The sequence below is a fragment of the Acinetobacter lwoffii genome, from assembly GCF_024129855.1.
Lineage (GTDB): Bacteria > Pseudomonadota > Gammaproteobacteria > Pseudomonadales > Moraxellaceae > Acinetobacter > Acinetobacter lwoffii_L.
The window spans coordinates 84,345-105,742 of sequence record NZ_JAMXXC010000005.1; the positions used below are offsets into that span (position 1 = coordinate 84,345).

General features: G+C 45.6%; 15 protein-coding genes. 9 read left to right on the forward strand and 6 right to left on the reverse strand.

Annotation, left to right across the window (positions count from 1 at the left end; translation table 11 throughout):
- Nucleotides 1–263 precede the first annotated feature (263 nt).
- The 9 genes from dnaE (at nt 264) to NI465_RS06535 (ending at nt 13,878) form a co-directional block, all read left to right on the forward strand.
- On the forward strand, nt 264–3,836 hold the full coding sequence (gene dnaE / locus NI465_RS06495; RefSeq protein ID WP_253144707.1) for a DNA polymerase III subunit alpha: 3,573 nt from the start codon (nt 264–266) through the stop codon (nt 3,834–3,836).
- Nucleotides 3,837–3,873: 37 nt separating this feature from the next.
- The gene (locus NI465_RS06500) at nt 3,874–4,722 is read left to right on the forward strand and encodes an RNA methyltransferase (RefSeq protein ID WP_004279927.1); all 849 of its coding nucleotides are present in this window, start codon (nt 3,874–3,876) and stop codon (nt 4,720–4,722) included.
- Nucleotides 4,722–5,531: a serine O-acetyltransferase gene (gene cysE, locus NI465_RS06505; RefSeq protein ID WP_004279928.1), complete on the forward strand. Its 810-nt coding sequence runs from the start codon at nt 4,722–4,724 to the stop codon at nt 5,529–5,531. The genes NI465_RS06500 and cysE overlap by 1 nt, the downstream gene beginning before the upstream one ends.
- Before the next feature lie 117 nt (nt 5,532–5,648).
- Nucleotides 5,649–6,599 (forward strand): ABUW_2363 family tetratricopeptide repeat lipoprotein, encoded by a 951-nt coding sequence (locus NI465_RS06510; protein ID WP_004646689.1) that lies wholly within the window; start codon nt 5,649–5,651, stop codon nt 6,597–6,599.
- A 120-nt stretch (nt 6,600–6,719) separates the two neighbouring features.
- The gene (locus tag NI465_RS06515; protein ID WP_253144709.1) at nt 6,720–8,726 is read left to right on the forward strand and encodes an esterase/lipase family protein; all 2,007 of its coding nucleotides are present in this window, start codon (nt 6,720–6,722) and stop codon (nt 8,724–8,726) included.
- Nucleotides 8,727–9,061: 335 nt separating this feature from the next.
- Complete coding sequence (gene mutS / locus NI465_RS06520; RefSeq protein WP_253144711.1) at nt 9,062–11,695, forward strand: DNA mismatch repair protein MutS; 2,634 nt, start codon at nt 9,062–9,064, stop codon at nt 11,693–11,695.
- A gap of 204 nt (nt 11,696–11,899) precedes the next feature.
- Nucleotides 11,900–12,223 carry a ferredoxin FdxA gene (gene fdxA / locus NI465_RS06525; RefSeq protein WP_004279936.1) on the forward strand — a complete coding sequence of 108 codons (324 nt, stop codon included), beginning with the start codon at nt 11,900–11,902 and terminating at the stop codon, nt 12,221–12,223.
- Between the two features lie 137 nt (nt 12,224–12,360).
- A complete protein-coding gene (locus NI465_RS06530) occupies nt 12,361–13,080 on the forward strand; it encodes a D-Ala-D-Ala carboxypeptidase family metallohydrolase (RefSeq protein WP_004279938.1) in 720 nt (239 codons plus the stop codon).
- A 132-nt stretch (nt 13,081–13,212) separates the two neighbouring features.
- Nucleotides 13,213–13,878, forward strand: a complete 666-nt coding sequence (locus NI465_RS06535; protein ID WP_004646686.1) for an O-methyltransferase — start codon at nt 13,213–13,215, stop codon at nt 13,876–13,878.
- A gap of 168 nt (nt 13,879–14,046) precedes the next feature.
- Here the strand turns inward: NI465_RS06535 and NI465_RS06540 are convergent, their stop codons facing one another.
- From NI465_RS06540 to NI465_RS06565, 6 genes are all read right to left on the reverse strand, one after another.
- Nucleotides 14,047–14,889, reverse strand: coding sequence for a universal stress protein (locus tag NI465_RS06540; RefSeq protein WP_004279943.1), 843 nt, complete (start codon nt 14,887–14,889; stop codon nt 14,047–14,049).
- A gap of 193 nt (nt 14,890–15,082) precedes the next feature.
- On the reverse strand, nt 15,083–15,700 hold the full coding sequence (locus NI465_RS06545) for a DapH/DapD/GlmU-related protein (protein ID WP_004279945.1): 618 nt from the start codon (nt 15,698–15,700) through the stop codon (nt 15,083–15,085).
- Nucleotides 15,693–16,292 (reverse strand): IMPACT family protein, encoded by a 600-nt coding sequence (locus NI465_RS06550; protein WP_004646684.1) that lies wholly within the window; start codon nt 16,290–16,292, stop codon nt 15,693–15,695. The genes NI465_RS06545 and NI465_RS06550 overlap by 8 nt, the downstream gene beginning before the upstream one ends.
- A gap of 119 nt (nt 16,293–16,411) precedes the next feature.
- The gene (locus NI465_RS06555) at nt 16,412–17,599 is read right to left on the reverse strand and encodes a beta-barrel domain-containing protein (RefSeq protein WP_253144713.1); all 1,188 of its coding nucleotides are present in this window, start codon (nt 17,597–17,599) and stop codon (nt 16,412–16,414) included.
- Nucleotides 17,596–19,737 carry a type I secretion system permease/ATPase gene (locus NI465_RS06560; RefSeq protein WP_253144717.1) on the reverse strand — a complete coding sequence of 714 codons (2,142 nt, stop codon included), beginning with the start codon at nt 19,735–19,737 and terminating at the stop codon, nt 17,596–17,598. Before NI465_RS06560 ends, NI465_RS06555 begins: the two co-directional genes overlap by 4 nt.
- Entirely contained in the window at nt 19,734–21,200 is a 1,467-nt protein-coding gene (locus tag NI465_RS06565; protein WP_184413442.1) for a TolC family outer membrane protein, read from the reverse strand. Before NI465_RS06565 ends, NI465_RS06560 begins: the two co-directional genes overlap by 4 nt.
- Nucleotides 21,201–21,398: the final 198 nt, after the last annotated feature.

Below are 21,398 nucleotides of genomic sequence, written 5' to 3' on the forward strand. Positions count from 1 at the left end.
TGCAACTATTTGATACGTGCCACGGCGACAGGAAGTCGCCCGTTGATTTGTGGCACATGGAAGTGCCATCAGATCAACAAAGGGGTTTTGTTACTTTTGTCCCGTCAAAAGTAAAAGAAAATATCTTCTAACAACTAACTAAATAATCAGCTTAAAAAATCAAATTCAAACTTGACCTAAAAGTTAGCCATTTCCCCTCAATTTCAAACTGAAACAATAAATCCCATGTTAAACTATTCAATGGTTTTAGCAGGGACTCATCTATGCACTTTGTTCATCTTGGTATTCATACAGAATTTTCGATTACTGAATCCATCGTACGGATACCTGACTTGGTCAAAGCTGCCGAAGAAGAACAGATGCCTGCCCTTGCGCTCACGGATCTTTCTAACCTGCATGCTGCCGTCAAGTTCTATGGCAAATGTCTGAGCAAAGGCATCAAGCCGATTCTGGGTTCTGAAATTCGCCTGAATGATGCCGAACATCGCATGACCTTATTGGCCATGACCAATACCGGCTGGCGTAATTTGACTGAATTAGTATCTGAAGGCTTTATCAGTGGCCAGCAACTGGATATTCCCTGCGTTCAAAAACAATGGATTTTAAATCAGCCTGAGGACATGATTGCCCTGCTCGGCATGCATTCCGATGTCGGCAAAATGCTGATGAGTTCAAATCCGCAAAAAGCGGAACCGCTGCTAGAAGAATGGGTCGAAAAATTTGGTAATCGTGTTTATCTTGCCCTGACCCGTACCAATCGTCCGGATGAAGATAACTTTATTCTGGAAGCCGTTAAGCTGGCAAAAAAATACAATATCGGTGTGGTCGCACATAATGATGTGCATTTCATGACCCGTGAAGATTATGAAGCGCATGAAGCACGGGTATGTATTGCAGATGGTTATGTGCTTGGTGACAACCGCCGCCCTAAAACCTATTCACCTGAACAATATTTCAAATCTGCTGAAGAAATGACGGCGCTGTTCTCGGATATTCCATCTGCGATTGAGAACACCTATCACATTGCCAAACGCTGTAATGTGACGCTGCAACTGGGCAAATACTTCCTGCCTGATTATCCGATTCCTGAAGGTCATACCATTGATACCTTCTTTGCACACTTGTCCAAAGAAGGTCTGGAAGAACGCCTGAATTTCCTGTATCCGCCTGAACAACGTGATGAAGACTGGCCAGAAATCCGCAAGCCTTATGATGAGCGTATCGAATACGAGATTAACATCATTAACTCGATGGGATTCCCGGGCTACTTCCTGATCGTGATGGACTTCATTCAGTGGTCGAAAAGTAACGGCGTTCCGGTCGGTCCGGGCCGTGGTTCGGGTGCAGGTTCACTGGTCGCCTATAGCTTAAAAATTACCGATCTTGACCCGCTGCGTTATGAACTGCTGTTCGAACGTTTCCTGAACCCGGAACGTGTTTCGATGCCCGACTTCGACGTCGATTTCTGTATCGCAGGCCGTGACCGCGTGATTGACTATGTAGCACGTACCTATGGCCGTGATGCGGTCTCCCAAATTGCAACATTCGGCACTATGGCGGCCAAAGGTGCGATTCGTGATGTTGCCCGCGTTTTGGGTAAATCTTATGGCTTGGCGGATCGTATCTCGAAAATGATTCCGACCAAGCCTTTAGGTCTAAGCCTGCTTGAGTCACTAGAAGCTGAACCCCAGCTTAAAGATATCGTCACCAATCCATCCAATCCAGACCATGACGATGCAGCCGAAATCTGGGAAATGGCACTGAAACTGGAAGGTATTACCCGAAACACCGGTAAACACGCCGGTGGTGTAGTGATCTCGCCAACCAAAATTACCGATTTCTCTGCGGTCATGTGTGATGCCGATGGTACCGGACGCGTGGCACAGTTCGATAAAGACGATGTCGAATCTGCAGGTCTGGTGAAGTTTGACTTCTTGGGTTTGCGTAACCTGACGGTGATTGAAGATGCGGTTAAAAATATCAATAAACGCATCAAAGCGGATAAACCTTTAGATATTGCTTATATCCCGCTTGAAGATAAAGACGCGTATTTGGTCTTCGCCAATGCCAACACTACTGCGGTATTCCAGTTTGAATCCGTGGGCATGAAGAAGATGCTGAAAGAGGCACGCCCGAGCAAGTTTGAAGAAATTATTGCCTTCGTGTCACTATACCGTCCAGGTCCGATGGATCTGATTCCTGACTTTATTCACCGGATGCATGGTGGCGATTTTGAATATCTGCATCCCTTGCTTGAAGGCGTACTAGAACCCACCTACGGGATTATGGTCTATCAGGAACAGGTAATGCAGGCTGCACAGTATTGTGCCGGCTATACCCTTGGTGGCGCGGACTTGTTACGTCGTGCCATGGGTAAGAAAAAACCGGAAGAAATGGTCAAACAGCGCCAGATCTTTATTGAAGGTGCATCGAAAAAAGACATTGATGAAGCCACGGCCAACCATATCTTCGACTATATGGAAAAGTTTGCCGGCTATGGTTTTAACAAATCGCATGCGGCTGCCTATGCTTTGGTTGCCTACCAGACCGCATGGCTGAAAGCACATTATCCGGCAGAATTCCTGTCTGCGGTATTGACCTCGGAGATGCAGAACACCGACAACGTGGTATTCCTGATTGATGACTGTCGCAAGAATAATCTGGAAGTTTTGCCGCCGTCAGTGAATATGTCGCTGTATCAATTCCATGCCATTGATGAGCAAACCATTGTCTATGGTCTGGGTGCGATCAAAGGCGTCGGTGAAGCGGCGATGCAGTCGGTGATTGACTCGCGTGCGCAAGAAGGTCCATTCCGTGACTTGTTTGATTTCTGTCACCGTATTGATCTGAAAAAAATCAATAAGCGTACTCTGGAAGCACTGATTCGTTCAGGTGCACTGGATTGCTTAGGAATTGACCGCGCCGACCTGATGGCGCAACTGCCTGAAGCGGTTCAAGCTGCGGAACAGGCACGTTCCAATCGTGAAACCGGCATCATGGACCTGTTTGGCGAAGTGGAAGAAGTTCAGCGCAAGCCATCTAAGCCAGTCAAACCATGGGCAGATGAAGTTCGTCTGAAAGGTGAAAAAGATACACTTGGTCTGTATTTAACCGGTCACCCGATTGATGTGTATCGCAATGAACTGAAAGCCTTTGTGCCTAGTGAGATCAATGAGCTGACGCCAACACGCCGTGGTGTGACCACCGTGTTTGCAGGACTGGTGGTGGATATTGCCAATTTCCCGAACCGGATGATGATGACACTGGATGATGGTACGGCACGGATTGAAATTTCAGCCAATCACGAACGCTTCAACCGCTTTAAAGAGATTATCCAGCTCGATAAAGTGGTGGTGATTGAAGGCGAAATCTATGAGCGTGAAGGCTTTGACCGTCCGATGGGACGCCTCACCAAAGCATTCAGCCTGAATGAAATTCGCCAGAAACGTGCCAATAGCATCAAGATTACCCTCACAGCCGAGCATTTCAGCAAGAGCTTGAGCCGTGACTTGCAGCAGATTCTGACTCCTTATTGCAATGTTGATATGTCCGCACATATTCCGGTGATTCTGTATCTGGACTATCCGTATGCCACGACTGAACTGCATCTGGGTCTCAACTGGAAAGTCGCCCCACTGGATGAGCTCTTAGCCAAATTGCGTGACTATTTTGGTAAAGAAGCCTTGCATATTGAGTATCAGGTCAAGTCCAAAGCTGCCAAAGCCGTGTCCTATGAACAGGCCAAGCCGGTGGATATTCCTCCGCCGCCTGTGGGCATGAGCATGGATGATGCACTGGAACTGTATCAGGCTGAATCCCAGCCGCAATATTCATAAATCCTGATCTTTAAAACACCTTAAAATTGGAATCCTCATGAGTCAAATTGACAATGCTGCTGTTTCAGCACATCTCTCCCATGTGCGTATTGTCATGGTCAATACCACTTTACCTGCCAATATCGGCAGTGCCCTACGTGCCATGAAAACCATGGGCTTGTCCAAGCTGGTTCTGGTGGCACCGAAAACCTATCCACATCCGGATATTGATGCGCTGGCCGCGGGTGCAACTGACCTGATCGAGCAGATCGAGATTGTAGAAACACTTGAAGATGCCATTAAAGACTGTCAGATTGTATTCGGTACTAGCGCACGCAGCCGTACCATTCCCTGGCCGCTGTTAGATGTGCGCCCTGCCGCTGAAAAAGCCATGACCGCCGTGGTACAAGATCAGCAGGAAGTCGCGATTCTATTTGGCCGTGAAGACCGTGGTCTGACCAATGAAGAACTGGCGATGGCCAATTATCATCTGACTATTCCTGTAAATACTGACTATGGCGTATTGAATGTGGCTCAGGCGATTCAGGTGATCTGCTATGAAATGCGCATGGCGACGATGAGTCAAATTGAACAGCCACGTGATGCTAAAGCGACCATGCAAGTCATTGATGGCATTGAAATGGAATGGGATGAACCTTTGGTCAACCATGCCCAGATGGAACAGTTCTACCCGCACTTGGAAAAAATGCTGGCAGAAATTGAATTTATGGATCCAAAAAATCCAAGATTATTGCCTTTACGCTTGCGTCGTCTCTTCGGACGTATACAATTAGATCGTATGGAATATCACTTACTTCGTGGTATTTTCAGCCGTGTTCAGGCATTGAATAACGGTACCTGGAAAAAATCTTCACACACATCATCACAGGACGAGGATCAAATCTAATGCTAAAACAGCTCAAAGAAGATATACAAGCTGTCTTTGCGCGCGATCCTGCAGCACGCAATACCTTAGAAGTCTTAACCACTTACCCTGGCATTCATGCGCTGATCATGCATCGCATGGCACATGAGCTATGGAACAAAGACTGTAAAGGAACTGCGCGTGCGTTGTCTTCGTTTAGCCGCTTTGCCACAGGCATTGAAATCCATCCGGGTGCAAAAATTGGCCGCCGTTTCTTTATCGATCACGGTATGGGTGTCGTAATTGGCGAAACTGCTGAAATTGGCGATGACGTGACGCTTTATCACGGCGTGACTTTGGGTGGAACGACCTGGAATAAAGGTAAACGTCATCCAACGCTAGAAGATGGCGTAGTAGTCGGTGCTGGTGCCAAGATTCTAGGGCCATTTACCGTGGGTAAAAATGCCAAAGTCGGTTCTAATGCGGTCGTCACCAAAGCGGTTCCTGAGAACGCCACAGCTGTGGGCAACCCGGCACGTTTTATCACCAAAGACAAACCCAAAGATGATGCTGAAGCGCGTCGTCGTGACTATGCAGAAAGTATCGGTTTCCAGCCCTATGCCGCAACTGAAGACCAGTCCGATCCGATTTTGGAAGGCATGCGGATTCTGCTGGATCGCATTCAGCAAAATGAAAAACGCATGAACAACTTGTGCAATCGTCTTTCTTTGTTAGATCCGACCTTTAACAAGCAGCAACAGGATGGCCAGCCTTTGAGTAAAAAAGAGTTGGAGATTCTGGAAGAAGCGCGCCGTGAATGTGAAGCGCAAACCAGCCAATCCAAAGCCTGAATATCACACTTCACTCTGTAACACGGGTTTACTTGCATGATCGTTATACTTTTCATAGACTGACGATCATGCAATTTTTGAATAGATGTTTTAAAAATAACAGAATGGATGACTATTATGACCTTTAAGCCCTTGGCACTTGCTTGCTTAGCATTCACAATTACTGCGTGTTCAACCACTCCTCAGAAATCTGCTGAGAAACCTGTAGATCAAGTGGTTTTTGTAGAGCCTGAACTGAGCCCACCATTTTATGCTTTAAATCCATTCAATTATAATGAACCACCTGAATTTGAAGTGCATTTGAAAAAAGCTGCAGCGCAGCCTGTAACCAAGATGGTGGTGACGGATCCTAATGATCCATCCAAGCAATTGACCCTGGATGTGAATAAACTGATTATTCCAGTGGTAGATAGCAATACCCGTGCAATGCGTTATGCAGCACTTGCCAATTCAAATGAAATCGATATCACCGAAATTGACGATTTCCTGCAAATGGTCGAAGGTAAGGCACGTCATTATCCACCACGTTTCAGCGATCGTCAGGAACGCCGTGGTTTTGAAGCCAAATTGCGTGAAGTCACCCGACAACTGGATACTTTAGCGGCCCGTCCAAATGCCTCTTTTGATGTGTTGATGCGTGCTTTTAAAGCCAGCGTGATGGCACGTAACCTGGATCTGGGTTCAGTTTATACCACCAATTCCCTGACCTATGCCCAGCGTATTCTCAAAATTAACCCGGATGATCCTGAAGTCAACTTCTGGTTTGGTTTTGGTCTGTCTGAAGGCGGTGGTCAACGTGAAGCCATCGCTTATCTGGACAAAGCCATGAAAGCTGGCGTTCAGGAGGCTTATCTTTCTGCAGCCAATAATTATATTGCATTAGAACAGAAAAAAAATGCCACTCAAACCTTGGCGAACTATAAGGTGAAATATCCGCAAGAAGCTGAAGTAGCAGACCGTCTGATTCAGGAAATTGAGAAAAATGGTCGCTGGAATGTTTGGCAAATTTTGCAAACATCAACACCCGCTCCGGCTACAGACCCAGCAACAGCACCGGTGACCCCATAATCAAGATTCGCTTCAATTTGATTACAAATAGACTGCTACGGCGGTCTATTTTTATGGGAAAAAATTAGTAAAATACAAAACATTATCCCGCTTTATAACTTGAATTCAGTGAAAAGTTTTATGCACGAAAAAATAAATAAAAGATTAATGCTGTGCACTTTACTCATCACCAGCGTACTCAGCGGCTGTCAGGTGGTAAGTGTTAAGGAACAGGCCATTAATGTCACGCTGAACAATGAGCGTGACAGCATCTTGACCCGCGACAAGCTCAGTGAAGCCAGTCTGAATGTGTTGTCCATGACAGGTCGTGAAGCCCAGATCTGTATTGATCAGCCCGAAGAATGTGTGGAAGATCTGAAAAGTATTCCCCAGATTTTAGATGAACAATTGCTTTCTACAGCAAGTGAATTATATCTCGCCAACTCCTTACAAAATGCCAAGTCTGCCGAATGCAACACCGGTGTCTTAAACAAAACCCGGTCACCGGGAAAACAGCAACAACACAAACAGAATATCCAGAAATGTCTGGATCAGCAGCTCACGATGCTGGATAAAAGCATTCGTTATAGCTATGCCTATCTATTTAAAACCGAGCGTGCGCCGCAAGAGCGTATTTTTGATAACCGCCAGGTTCAGATTCGTGACTTTTATAACCTGGCAATTGCTCATCTGATTCAACGCTATGCTGAACGTTATGAAGCCAAACAGTCCGGCCAGCGCATTCAGGTCGGTGACAGTGTATACACCATTGATCTGGAAAATTTTCCGCAGCTGAAAAACCAGACCATTGAACAGCTGATGTCTACCTATAACATGAACTTTTCCGGCCTACGTTCCATCACCCGCCGTGATGGTTTTGGTTCAGAATTTTTAGTGGTCTTACCTGAAGCACAGCAAACCGAGCAGGATAAAAAATATATTGTCGATCCGCTCAAGCACAACTATCCAAATGGTAAAAATCCAAACATTCATTCAGCCCGCTATCTGGCGACCACCATTACCGCTGTGCCTAAATCAGCGAATTCGACCGAACAGATTTTATCTACTTCGGAGTTTCACCTGAAACTCTATGATCCTTATAAGCATGAAAAGATCAAAGTGGCTTCGAAAGAATATGCGCTGGCCGCCAACTTTTCTGCACCTTACGGCTTATGGCTGGCCGAGAACAATCTGGGGCGTTTAGCCTATCTGACCCTGATTAATCGCGAAGACAGTCTGAGCATGCCGCATCTGTACATGCTGGAACCTTATAATCCGGACAAGAAAGTGCTGGTATTGATTCATGGCTTGGCCAGTAGTCCTGAAGCCTGGATTCGTCTGACCAACGACATTATGGGTGATCCGGTATTAAGGGAAAATTTCCAGGTCTGGCAGGTATTTTATTCTACCAATATGCCGATTCTGGAAAGCCGTTTTCAAATTAATGCCCTGGTTCAGCAAGGCTTTGCCCGGGTTGCGAACAATGCACCAGCCAAAAAAGATGCGGTACTGGTCGGACATAGTATGGGAGGCGTGATTGCCCGTTTAATGGTCAGTCAGGCCGATATTACTCAAGATGCATTCAAGCTGGTACAAAATACCCGCATTGCACAGTTTAAGGATAACCCGCTCTTTAAAGCACGCCTGCAAATGCAGCCTATTCCAAATTTCACCCGGGCCATTTTCTTAGCAACTCCGCATCGTGGGACAGAATATGCCGACCGCTGGCATACCAAACTGGCCCGTAAAATTATCCGTATACCGGGTGCATTTTTGGGTGCCTTTGCCGATACCCTGCAAGGCCAGATCGGGTTAAACGAGTTTGTCAAAGAACTGGGGCATGACCTGATTCAAAATGGCCCAAGCGATCTGAGTGAAAATTCAAAATTCACGGCGTTGACCCAGGATATTCAGCCTTCTAAAGATATCAAATTTCACTCGATTATCGGCAATACCGTAGATACGCAAGACACCAAGCTCATGAGCGATGATATCGTTTCATATGAGAGTGCTTACCTAAATGGTGCTGTATCTAGCAAAGTCATTAAGGGTGGCCACTCGATTCAGGAAACGCCTGAAGCCGTACTGGAATTACGCCGGATTCTCAGATTACATCTGACCGATCTTGGTCTTTATGATCCGGAATAAACTATCGTCTTGATTGAGACTTGCCACCGCATGTTCGCATCCGGTGGTTTATTTTTTAAAATTGCAAATAATGCTGAATAAGAAGCCATAGCGACAGATCTGAGCGCTGACTTAAAGATTCATCTGGAATTTCATTTCTTTCTAAAAATTAAATTTGATAGACTTGCTGCAATACAGCTTTAAAGCTGAATTGAATCAGCAGATTCATTTCACATTTTCGATCTCCTGTGCTCAACCATGTTGGATTGGCCTGATTGAAAATGTGCTTTAAATTTTCCTGCATAGCCTATTGAGCAGTATTTGCATTTATCTCTTGTTGAAAGGATTTATTTTTAATGACCAGTTCAGAAATTATGGCTGATCTTTCTACCTTAACGCCCATGATGCAGCAATACATGTCAGTGAAAATGCAGCATCCGCATTCATTGATGTTTTATCGTATGGGTGATTTTTATGAACTGTTCTTTGAAGATGCACACAAGGCAGCCAAGATTTTAGGCATTACCCTGACCCATCGCGGTAAAGCCAATGGTCAGCCGATTCCTATGGCGGGCGTGCCTTATCATGCAGCCGAAGGTTATCTGGCACGTCTGGTCAAAAAAGGCGAAACCGTGGTGATCTGCGAGCAGATCGGCGAGGTTACTGGGAAAGGACCGGTTGAGCGTGGTGTAGTTCGGATTATTACGCCGGGCACCCTGACCGATGATGCCATGCTCGGTGCACATCAGAGCTCGAATCTGGTGGCTTTATGTATTCAGCAGAATCAGATCGGCATTGCACTTCTTGATCTCAGCGCCGGCCTATTTAAAGTCCAGCAGCAGGATTATGATCTTAACCAGCTCATGATTGAACTGGCGCGTTTGATGCCAAGCGAAATTCTGCTGGATGAAAGTATCACTGATCCAACATTGACCGAACAACTCAAACAGCAACTGGATATCTCGGTCACCAAACGTCCCGATGTCGACTTCAACCTGAACAATGCGCAAAAAACCTTATGCGACCAGTTTGCTGTCAGCACGCTTTCAGGTTTCGGAATTGATCATTTACCTTTGGCTAAAGCAGCGGCTGCGGCACTGATTCACTATGCAAAAGAAACCCAGAAAACTGCGTTACCGCATATCCGCACGATTCAGCTAGAACAAAGTTCAGATTTTATTGCTTTGGATCCGGTGACACGCCGTAATCTTGAACTGATTGAGCCTTTATTTGAACATGGGACATCCTTATTTCAACTGATCAATGACTGTCAGACTGCTATGGGGGGGCGCTTGCTCAGTCGCACCCTGATGCAACCTTTACGCGATACCGCCTTGCTGGATGAGCGCCTGGATGCCATTCAAGCCCTGCTGCAAGGTTTCCACGAAGTACCTGTACGTTTGGTACTAAAAGAAATTAGCGATATTGAACGCGTGCTGAGCCGTATTGCGCTTGGCAGTGCCCGTCCACGTGATCTGGTACAACTGCGTCAGGCCTGTGCGCAAATTCCATTTTTACGCCATGCCCTGCAACCGATTGTCAGTCAGCAACAGTCCAAACTTTTAGTACAACTCAATGAAGAGCTAGGCGACTTCCATGGTCTGCATCAACGTCTGATGTCCGCCATTGTGGAAAACCCGCCCGTCCTGCTTCGTGATGGTAATGTCATTGCCGAAGGTTTTGACAGTGAACTCGATGAACTACGTCAGATTCGTGATCATGCCAGCCAGTTCCTGATTGATCTGGAAATTAAAGAGCGTGAACAAAGCGGAATTCCGGGACTGAAAATTGGCTACAACCGCGTCAGTGGCTATTATATTGAACTGACCCGCGCACAGGCCGAACAAGCACCCGAGCATTATATTCGCCGGCAAACCCTGAAAAATGCCGAACGCTACATCACCCCTGAACTGAAAGCATTTGAAGACAAAGTCTTATCTAGCGAATCGCGTGCTTTGGCCCGTGAGAAAATGCTGTTTGAAATGCTGCTGGATGAACTGCGTCAGGATATCGGCAATTTACAGATGATGAGCAGCGCCATAGCCCAGATTGATCTGATTGCGAATTTTGCCCATCAGGCGCGTTTACGCAACTGGTCGCGTCCAAAATTCAGTCCTGAAGTTGGTGTAAGTATCACTGCTGGTCGGCATCCGGTGGTAGAAGCCCTCAGTAAATCGGCCTTTACTCCGAACGATATGCGACTGGATTTTTCCCATCGGATGGCCATCATTACCGGCCCCAACATGGGTGGTAAATCCACCTTTATGCGCCAGACTGCATTGATCGTACTCTTGGCTTATTGTGGCGCTTATGTTCCAGCGCAAGCTGCAACCCTAGGCCCTGTAGATCGTGTCTTCACCCGTATTGGCTCTGCCGATGATTTATCGACAGGCAAATCGACTTTTATGGTGGAAATGACCGAAACCTCGCAAATCCTGCATCATGCCACCAGTCATTCTTTGGTACTGATGGATGAAGTTGGCCGTGGAACCAGTACCTATGATGGCTTGTCTTTGGCTTGGGCCTGTGTGCTGGATCTGACCAAACGCATTCAATGTTTATGTCTATTTGCTACCCATTATTTCGAACTGACTGAACTGGATAAGGAAAGTGGCATTAATAACTACCATGTCACGGCCAAAGAGCTGAATGGTAATCTGATTTTATTGCATAAGGTGCAACATGGCCCGGCCAGTCAAAGTCATGGCTTGCAAGTCGCGAAATTGGCAGGCATTCCGGCTGCGGTGATTAAAGAAGCGCAAAACCGCTTAAAGATTCTGGAAAAACAGCATCAGGCCAAGCCACTGAGCCCGCAGCATGATCTGTTTGCAATGCCTGAAGTTATGGAGCCTATAGAACGTATCATCGAAATTGAAAAAGAATCGCCTGCACTGGACTTACTCGAAGATATTGATGTAGATAGTTTAACTCCGCGTGAAGCCTTGCAGCAGTTATATGCGCTCAAAGACCTGATCAAACAGCCAAGTTAATTCTCGGTCCTAGACCTCATCTGGCATAGGGTCGATGTCCTGAACATACCGATGAATGCTGTAATTCATCGGTATGCGACCTTTTTTCAAATCTAACAGCCCTATATATAACAAATATCAATAAAAGGAATTGTTAGTTCCCCCTGTTTTTGCCTAAAATACCGCATTCGTAATTAGAACCATATTTTTTAGGTAGCTGTCGCCATGACCTTCGTTGTCACTGAAAATTGTATTAAATGTAAATATCAAGACTGTGTTGAAGTTTGCCCTGTAGACTGTTTCTATGAAGGTCCTAACTTCCTTGTGATTAACCCGGACGAATGTATCGACTGTGCGTTATGCGAACCTGAATGCCCGGCAAATGCAATTTTCTCTGAAGACGAATTACCAGAAGGTCAGGAAGTCTTTATTGAACTGAATGCTGACCTGTCACAAAAATGGCCAAATATCACACAAATTGGTGACCAGCCAGCAGACCGTGAAGAATGGAATGGCAAAGCAGACAAATTACAATACCTTGAAAAGTAATTAGTTTAAACTTTAAAAGATCAGCAAATGCTGATCTTTTTTATACTCAACGCACACATTTCATTGCAATATTCTCCAAATTTCTCCCTATATTTAGTCTAAAATAGCGCTATTTTGTAAATATCTGATTTCTATAAATGAAGAACTTGTTAAAGGGATTATTGAGTCTTTGTATAATTCCTCTTGTTTTTGTGGGCTGTACCACGACCACAAAACAACCTGGACAGGCCACCACACCTGCTGGAAAACGGATTTACATTCCACAAGAACGTGTTCAATACGATCGTAAAGCCCACCCAAAAACTGTGCCTTATGTGTATACCCACTGGGTATCGGCACTGGATAATTTGTCACGCGTGCGTGAATATGAGGTTTTTCTGGAACGTCATGGGGTTGGCAATATCATTCCGAGTTTCGAATTGATGCGTACTGCACGTGATTGGGCCAAGTGTGGCCGTTCCCAATACATGATTCCAAGCCGTGAATTATGGGCCAATCAGATCCCAACTTTAAAAGTCTTTAAATATCTGGTTGCAGCCAATGTACTGACTGATTTTGAAGTCACGTCAGTCTATCGTGACCTGCCTTTAAACCAGTGTGCCGGTGGTGCCAACTCTTCACGCCATCTGTACAACTCTGCCATCGATTTCCGGATTGGGCCTGAATATCCGCAGGCACAAGATTATAGCTATATTGAAAATACCAAGTTCAAATTGTGTCAGTTCTGGGTACAGCATGGTCAAAGTCTGAATATGGGACTTGGCATGTATGCTTCAGGTCAAATCCACATCGATACCCAAGGTTATCGTACTTGGGGACCGAGTTTAGGCCGTAATTCCTCGATGTGTAATTACTAAGTCATGACAACCGCTCTACAAAGTTCAATCAGGACTTTTTAGAGCCTAAAAAATCAGCACCTATAGAACAATAAATTGCGCTCTGCCGCGAAAAGTTTAAAATGCACGCATCGCAATCAAGGTGCTAAGACTATGCAACAAATGTGGACAGACATTGATCACTACATTGATTCACATTTAATTCCTGAAGACCCTATTCTGAATCAAACTCTTGAGAATACCGCAGCGCACGGTTTTCCTGATCATCTGGCTGTAGCACCGAACCAAGGCATGTTGTTGCAGATGCTAATCCAGATGAACCAGTGTAAACGTATACTGGAACTCGGCACATTTGCAGCATATAGCACCATGTGGCTGGCACGTGCTTTGCCGGATGATGGCTATATCCTGACCATTGAAGGACGTGATACCCATGCAGCGATGGGTCAGGAAAATATTGATCGCGCGCAGCTTAAACAGACCGTCGAACTGAAATGCGGCCGTGCAGCAGATGTGCTTAAAGCCCTGCCTGAAGATACGGAAGCTTTCGATTTCATCTTTATTGATGCAGACAAACAGAGTTATCCGGAATATCTGGAACTCAGTTTAAACCTGTCGCACTCAGGTACACTTATTTTTCTGGACAATGTGATTCGTGCTGGCGAAATCATTAACCCGGACAATAATAAACCAAGTATTGAAGGCATTCGTGACATGTTTAAAGCGCTTCAAAATCATCCACGTATTTTGTCATGCACTGCTTTACAAACGGTTGGCAGCAAAGGACATGATGGTTTTGCACTCGCGATTGTGAAATAAAACAAGAAGAACAAAAATCACCCAATGACATATTTACCATAAATAACATTAACTTATAAATATTAACCACAGAGTTATCCACAATATATGAGGATAACTCTGGTCATTTTTAAATCAAGCTGTAACAATTTACGATTAGACTTCGCGCTTGGCTATTATATGCAATTCTCACTTCGCAACCAGTAAAGGCACTTTTGAATTCCGGAAAATCGTGGTCGCAATACTGCCCAAAAAGAACTGGTGAATTTTACTGTGACTAAATGCACCCAACACGATCAGCTGAATTCCGAGTTCCTGCTGATAGGTCAAAATATTTTCTGCGACATCGCCATAGCGGTATTGTGGCACCACATCTAAACCAGCCTGATTTAAATATTGCAAAGGCTCATTCAGAATCTCAGCATGATCACCGATATATAACAAATGGCATTGCAATAAGCGCAGCAGATCACTTTCCGCAATCCGTTTCATCATCTTGATACAGGTCGGTGAATATTCATAGGCGAAAATAAATCGTGTCGGCGGCTTAAACTGTTCTCCGACAGTCATCACGGTACAATTGGCCCCACGAATAAAATTTTCCACATTGGTACCGATCGGTTTGTTTTTTTCAGCCGAGCGTTCACCAAGCAATCCAATCACCGCGATATCATCAGGCTGCAGGATCTGGAAGCTTTGCTCCAGAAAATCACCCTTTTCCTGAATATGGGTGGTTTGAATGCCGTGTTCTGCCAGAATCCGCTCCGAAATGTGTTGCAGCAGGTTATTGCTATAATCCAGCGCGATTTCACTTTGTTTTTGTTCAAGCTCAGCCAGTTCTTTCAGTAACATGGCATTACTTTCAAAGCCAATCACTCCGCTGATTTCCCCCAGATGATAACTGGCCGGGTAATAATCCAAAACCTGTAACAGGACCAGTTCACGGCCAGTCTGTTTGGCAATCCATGCCGCCGCGTCTGCCAGCGCGTTTATACATGGCGATGAGTCGATGCAGGCGATGACACGTTTCATGTTTAGCCTCTCTTCTATTTATGATAAAAATTTCTTAGTTATTTTTAACTTAGCATAAGCATTCAAAAATGTGCAGCGAAATCTGTAAGGCTTGACTTGAAATATGTTAACTTTTATGTGAACAAATATAGATCAATATATCGAACCATCTGCTGAGTCAGGCTGTTGTATCAAGCAATTGACTTCCAAAAGCTTATTCACGATAGCGAATGAATTGGGCCGGATTACCGGCGACAATCGCACGCTTCTCGACATCCTTGGTCACCATACTGTTCATTCCCACCACGGCCTGATCTGCGATTTTAATTCCGTCCTTGATACCGACATGCGCACCGAGCCACACATCCCGACCAATCTCGATGCCTTGCGAACGTACTGGCTGCTGATAAATCGGCTGCTCCAAATCCATGCCATGATCAAAGGCATAAAGATGACAATAAGCGGCGATGCGCACCTGATCATGCAGTTTAATCCCCACCCGGCCACCATCCAGAATACAGTGATGATTGATCGCCACTTCATTACCGATCTCTAGGGGGCCATGTAAGGTGCAATCTGCAGCAATAAAGCTATTATCACCAATAATGATTTTGCGTCCCGGCTCCGCGAAAATATGTGCAAGAGGTGAAATAAAACAGTTTTCACCAATCTCGACGGTTTCCATTTCCATCAAGTAAGCCTGATAGTCCTTTTGCCACGCTTCTGCCCAACCGCGATTTTTTGGCTTTAAAGACCAGTACAGCCAAGGCATGTAATTCAGGCGATGTTTATGCTGCTCACGATATTTCAGTAATGGATCTACGTCAGTCATCTGTCGCTTCTTCTATGATTTTGAGCTGTTCACGGCCGCGGGTCACATCTTGAATTTTTAAGGCAAAAGGTTGAATTTGATGTAACTGAAATAAGGCGCTGATCTGCACCCCTTCGGCTGTATATTCTTCCTGATAATCGATTTGCTGCTGATTCAATTCATATTGAAAGATGGCCCATTCATTGAATTGACAGGAAAATTGCACCTTCTTCTTTTCAATCAGTTCAATTTTTTCTGCCAACAACAAACATTGCCCAGCACAACCGCCATAGGCCCGTACCAAGCCCCCTGTTCCCAGCTTGATCCCGCCATACCAGCGATTGACCAATACCAGCACATTGGTCAGCTCATTGCCTTCAATAGTCGCCAGAATCGGGCGTCCCGCTGTGCCTGAAGGTTCACCATCATCATTAAAGCGTACCTGATGGCCAATTTTCCAGGCCCAGCATTGATGCGTGGTGCTTGGATCACGATAAGTTTCCAGAAAATCTTTGACGTCCTGCTCATTCTCAACAGGGGTGGCAAAGGCCTGAAAGCGGCTTTTTTTGATGTCTTCCTCAAAACTGACCAGGCTGGCAATGGTAAATGGCATAACTTCAGGCTTTAAACTCTCACTGCTGCAGTATACCCGCTTTGCACAGACAAATAAAAAGCCTCTCCACGGAGAGGCCTGATTTTAATCGATTGTTTTACTCAATTGCTTGGCAAATATTACCGTTCACGCAAGGCTTCTTTGGCTTTATTAAATGGCTTGATCAGATAATCCATCACGGTTTTTGAACCAGTACGAATATCCACGGTGGCCACCATCCCTGGAGTAATATTGAACTCCTGCCCGGCATTATTGCTGAGCTTGTCGCTATCGGTACGGATATACACCCGATAATAAAATTGATCCTGCTTGACTTCATCACGCAAGGTATCCGGTGAAATCATCGCAACTTTACCATTCAACCCACCATAGATCGAATAATCATAAGCTGTAATTTTAACCAATGCTTCCTGATCAGGGCGAATAAAGGCAATATCACGCGGCGAGATTCGTGCTTCAACCAGTAATTTTTCATCCAGTGGCACGATGGTCATCAACTTGCCATTTTGTGGAATCACGCCGCCCAGCGTCATCACATCAATCTCTTTGACTACACCGCGAACCGGTGATTTAAAAACAGTTCGGCTCAAAGTATCCGACTTGCCACGTACCACCTGTTGCTGAGTTTCCACATCGGTATTGGCTTTGGACAGCTCTTGCCGCGCATTTACATAATATTGATTACGGATATCATTCATTTGATTACGCAAATCGTTGGCTTCACGTTTTAGACGCAACACTTCAACTTCACTGGCTGCCCCTTTGGCGACCAAGGGAGCGGTCATTTCCAGTTCTTGCTGCACCAGTAACAAAGCCTGTTCCAGGCCTGCAACAGATTCTTGCAAATTGGCTCGACGCGACTGATACAGGGCCGTTTCTTCTTTAACCAATTTGGGGTATTTCAACACTTCTTCAGGAAAGACCAACGGTGCGCCGGTGACTTCCGCACGTAAACGGGCTGAAGTGGCACGTGATGACACCAGCAAGGATTCTGATTCACCGACGTTGGATTCAAAGCGGGTCGGATCAAGCTGGGCCAATACTTGCCCACGCTCGACAATCTCACCTTCTTTGACATTAAGTTTAGTCAAAATACCGCCATCCAGAGACTGAATCACCTGCTCTTTGGATGATGGAATTATTTTCCCGGTACCGGTAGACACTTCTTCCAATTTGAATAACCAGGCCCAGCTCAGCAATACCAATAGGCCAATGCCGATAATCCAGATGATGACACTTGATTTCGGTAAGGGCGGTTCCTGAAAGCTGACCTTGCTGGAACGTTTTAGTTGCTGTAGTTCACTCATGCACTTGCTCCTACAACCCGCTTATTACCACCCTGCGACTGATTCAGGATCTGATCCCGTGGCCCATCCATCACAATCTTGCCATCATTGACCACCAGAATACGATCCACCAGTTCCAATACCGCACGGCGATGGGTCGCAACGATCATCGTACGATGGGTTAAATAACCTTTAAGATGATCAATCAACTGTTTTTCTGACACATCATCAATGGCAGCGGTCGGTTCATCCAGTAGCAAAATTTTTGGTTGACGGATCAATAACCGTGCCAATAACAAGGCTTGACGCTGCCCACCAGAAAAGCCGACACCACCCTCTAAAATGATATGATCCAGTCCTTCTTTTTTCTCCTGTACAAATCCCAGTGCACCGGTAATTTGTAAGGCTTCCAGAATTTGCTGATCGGTGGCCAAAGGTGCACCCAAAGTCAGGTTTTCACGAATTGAACCATAAAATAACTGCGAGTTCTGATTTAGCAAACTCATATCACGCCGCACATCTGACGGATCAATCAGGGTCAGATCAATACCATCCAGCTTGACCTTGCCCTGTAACGGTGTCTGCATCCCAGACAAAAGCTGTAACAAGGTCGATTTTCCTGCACCATTACGGCCCAGAATCGCGATTTTCTCCCCCGGCTTGATTTCCAGCTTGGGAATCATCAAACTCGGTTTCGGATCATCATCGCCATATTTAAACACCACACCGTTGAGCTCATAATGCCCATCCAGTGCCGGACGATGAATCAGGTGCGAATAGTCCGGCTGATCCACCGGTTTTTTCATCAATTCATCCAGACCGGATTTCGCTACTTTGGCCTGCTGCAAGCGACCCAGTACGCCCGTAATTTTTGAAATTGGTGCCAGCATGCGTGAAGATAGAATCGAACAGGCCACCAGTGCGCCTGTGGTCATGTCACCCTCCATCACCGCAAAAGCCCCGACCAAGACTACAATTGCAAAGGTCAGTCCCTGAATTTTTTGGGTCCAGGCGGTCATCAAGCCGACAATTTTACGTTGCTGCATGCTGACATCGGCTGACACTTCATTCATATGATTCCACTGATTCTGGAAACGCGTTTCAGCTCTTAACAGCTTGATGTCTTCAATTCCTTGTACAGCTTCTACCAGCAAGGCATTGCGGATGGCAGATTCACGCATCCCCAACTGGGCCAGCTGTGCCAGTTTTTTCTGCGCCAGAATCCCTGGAAGAATCATTAAGGGCACAACGAGTAACATGACCCAGAACAGATTGCCACCGATCACCCAGAAGATGCCTAAGAACAGGAAGAAAAATGGCAGATCGGCAATGGCCGTAACTGTGGTTGAAGTCACCAGCTCGCGGACGCCTTCCAGCTCGCGAATTTGTGAAATAAAAGTTCCTGTCGATTTGGAACGTTCGCTGTTTTTAATCCGTAATGAATGACCAAATACCCGGTCAGAAATTTTTAAATCCGCGCGTTTACCAATAATGTCTGAAAGATAAATACGGGATACCCGTAATACAAACTCAAAAATCGCAGCGATCAGTACACCACCTGCCAACACCCATAACGTCGGAATGGATTGTGATGGAATGACACGGTCATAGACATTCATCGAGAAGACTATCGTGGCCAATGCCAGAATATTGGCAATTAAAGACGCAAACATCACATCGATATAGCGCTTCCAGTCATTCAGGACAATCGACCAGAACCAGTTTTTCTCAAAGGGTTTGATATATTCATCCACCCGCGCATCTGGAACTGAAGATTCAGGACGCAGCACATAAAGATGCTTTATGCCAACCTCTAACGGCTCAACTGTAAAGCTTTGAGATAAACCTTCATCACCACTGAGCTGTATGCTGACATTGCCCTGTGTATCGATGCGTTCAATCACGCCCACATCACCACTATCGAATTCAACCATTAAAGGTAAACGCCATGGATTCAGCAGGCTGCGCTCAAATTTATTTTTACGGAGATTTAAACCCATCTGACGACTGACAATCTTGAGCATGTCATCAATGTCATGATGCTGATTCCAGTCCAGTTGCAGGCGAATCCGCTCCTCAGAAGGTTCGATCCGGTAATGCCTGGCAATATTTAAAACTGCATGAAGCCAAGGTTGATAATTTATTATTGTAGTACTCATGGCTGAACTTCAAACCCCTGAATAGAAATACTGTTAAGCGCATAAATATCCCGTGTACGGCCCGTGACCTGAATGTACTGTACGATCGCCGAATAAATATCATAGCGTGCCGATTCAATTTCCTGCGCGGCACTATGAATGGCTTGCTCTGCATTCAGCAAATCCACCACGGTTCGGGTACCCAATTTATATTGTTCTTGATACAGCTCTTTGGTGCGTATCGTGGTTGCGCGGCGCTGGGATAAAACCCCCATTTGTTTTTGTTTATTTTCAATCTGCTCGCGGATCAAGCGCACCTGATCCAGCACATCCAGATAGACCGTATTAACCTGTGCGCGTGCAGCTTCTTCGGCATAGCTTGCGGCACGGGTCTGTGAACGTGTTGCACCACCCTGATACAAATTACTGCTGGCTTCAATCATGACTGAATTATAGAAGCCATCATCTTCATTATTATTCGGATTCCGTCCATTCATCGCCTGACTCAGACTGCCTTTAACACTAATAGTCGGATAAGGACTTAATCGCGCCTGATCTTTTTGCAAACGGGCAACATTGACCCCGGCATGGGCCAAAATCATGTTCGGAATCTGGGTAAATTCCGGATCCTGATAAAGATCGGCCTGTGCCACAATACGATCAGGAATATCCCATTCAATGGCGGATACATCAAATCCTAGCAAGGTACGCAAGCGTTGTTGATATTGTCTTAATTGGGTCTGCTGAACAATCAGATTCGATTGCGCTGCTTCCAGATTGGACTGGGCCTGAATCGGGTCGGCCTGACTGCTGATTCCGGCGCGGGCACGCAAATTGGCAATTTCTGCAATCCGTCCAATGCCCTGAATCTGCTGCTGGGCAATCTGGGTAATTTGCTGATAGCGTTTGATATTCACTATTGCATCTGCTACTTCAAATGCGATCTGATCCAGACTAACCAGCACCCTTGCCTGTTCTTCTGCCAATCGCGCTTCTTCCACACTTACATTGGTTTTAATTTTGCCAAAGTCATACAGCATCTGGGTGGCATTCAAAGAAACAATTTGTCGTCCACGTTCACCGGAAGTGAGATCACCTGTCCCGATACCACCGGACACCTGCGGATAATAACCCGCTCTCGCCACATCGATATTCGCGGCCTGCGCAGATAATGTCGAAATACTCTGTGTGATTTCAGGACGTCGCTGCACTGCCCGGTGTACAGCTTCTACCAAATTCATTTTTTGTGGAATACCAGCTGTGACCGTAGGACTGAAAGCTGGCTGTCCTGACTGTGGCCGGGTAATTTGCGGCAGCTCAGCTACTTTTGATGTATCTAATGAATAATGACCGAGCGAGGTAATATCAATGGTATGCGCTGACCGTGTCGGCTTGGGTACAATCAGCTGACCCAAGCCATTCTTGAGATTGGTAAAATAATGGGGTGAGCTTTCTGCATGCCCCAAAGACACAGATAAAGGCAAAAGAAGAATTAATCTCCTTCTTTTTCATTCTGTTTTCCCCTGATTTCTTTAAAAGTGTTCTGCCCTAAATCGTATAATTATGTAATGTTTTCTTGTTTTAGCATAACAATAGGTCAAATCACTTTAAAAGAAATCTTTTTCACTTTGATTTGATCAAAAAAAACCCTGAATCCGACAACTGGCGTCTGATGCAGGGTT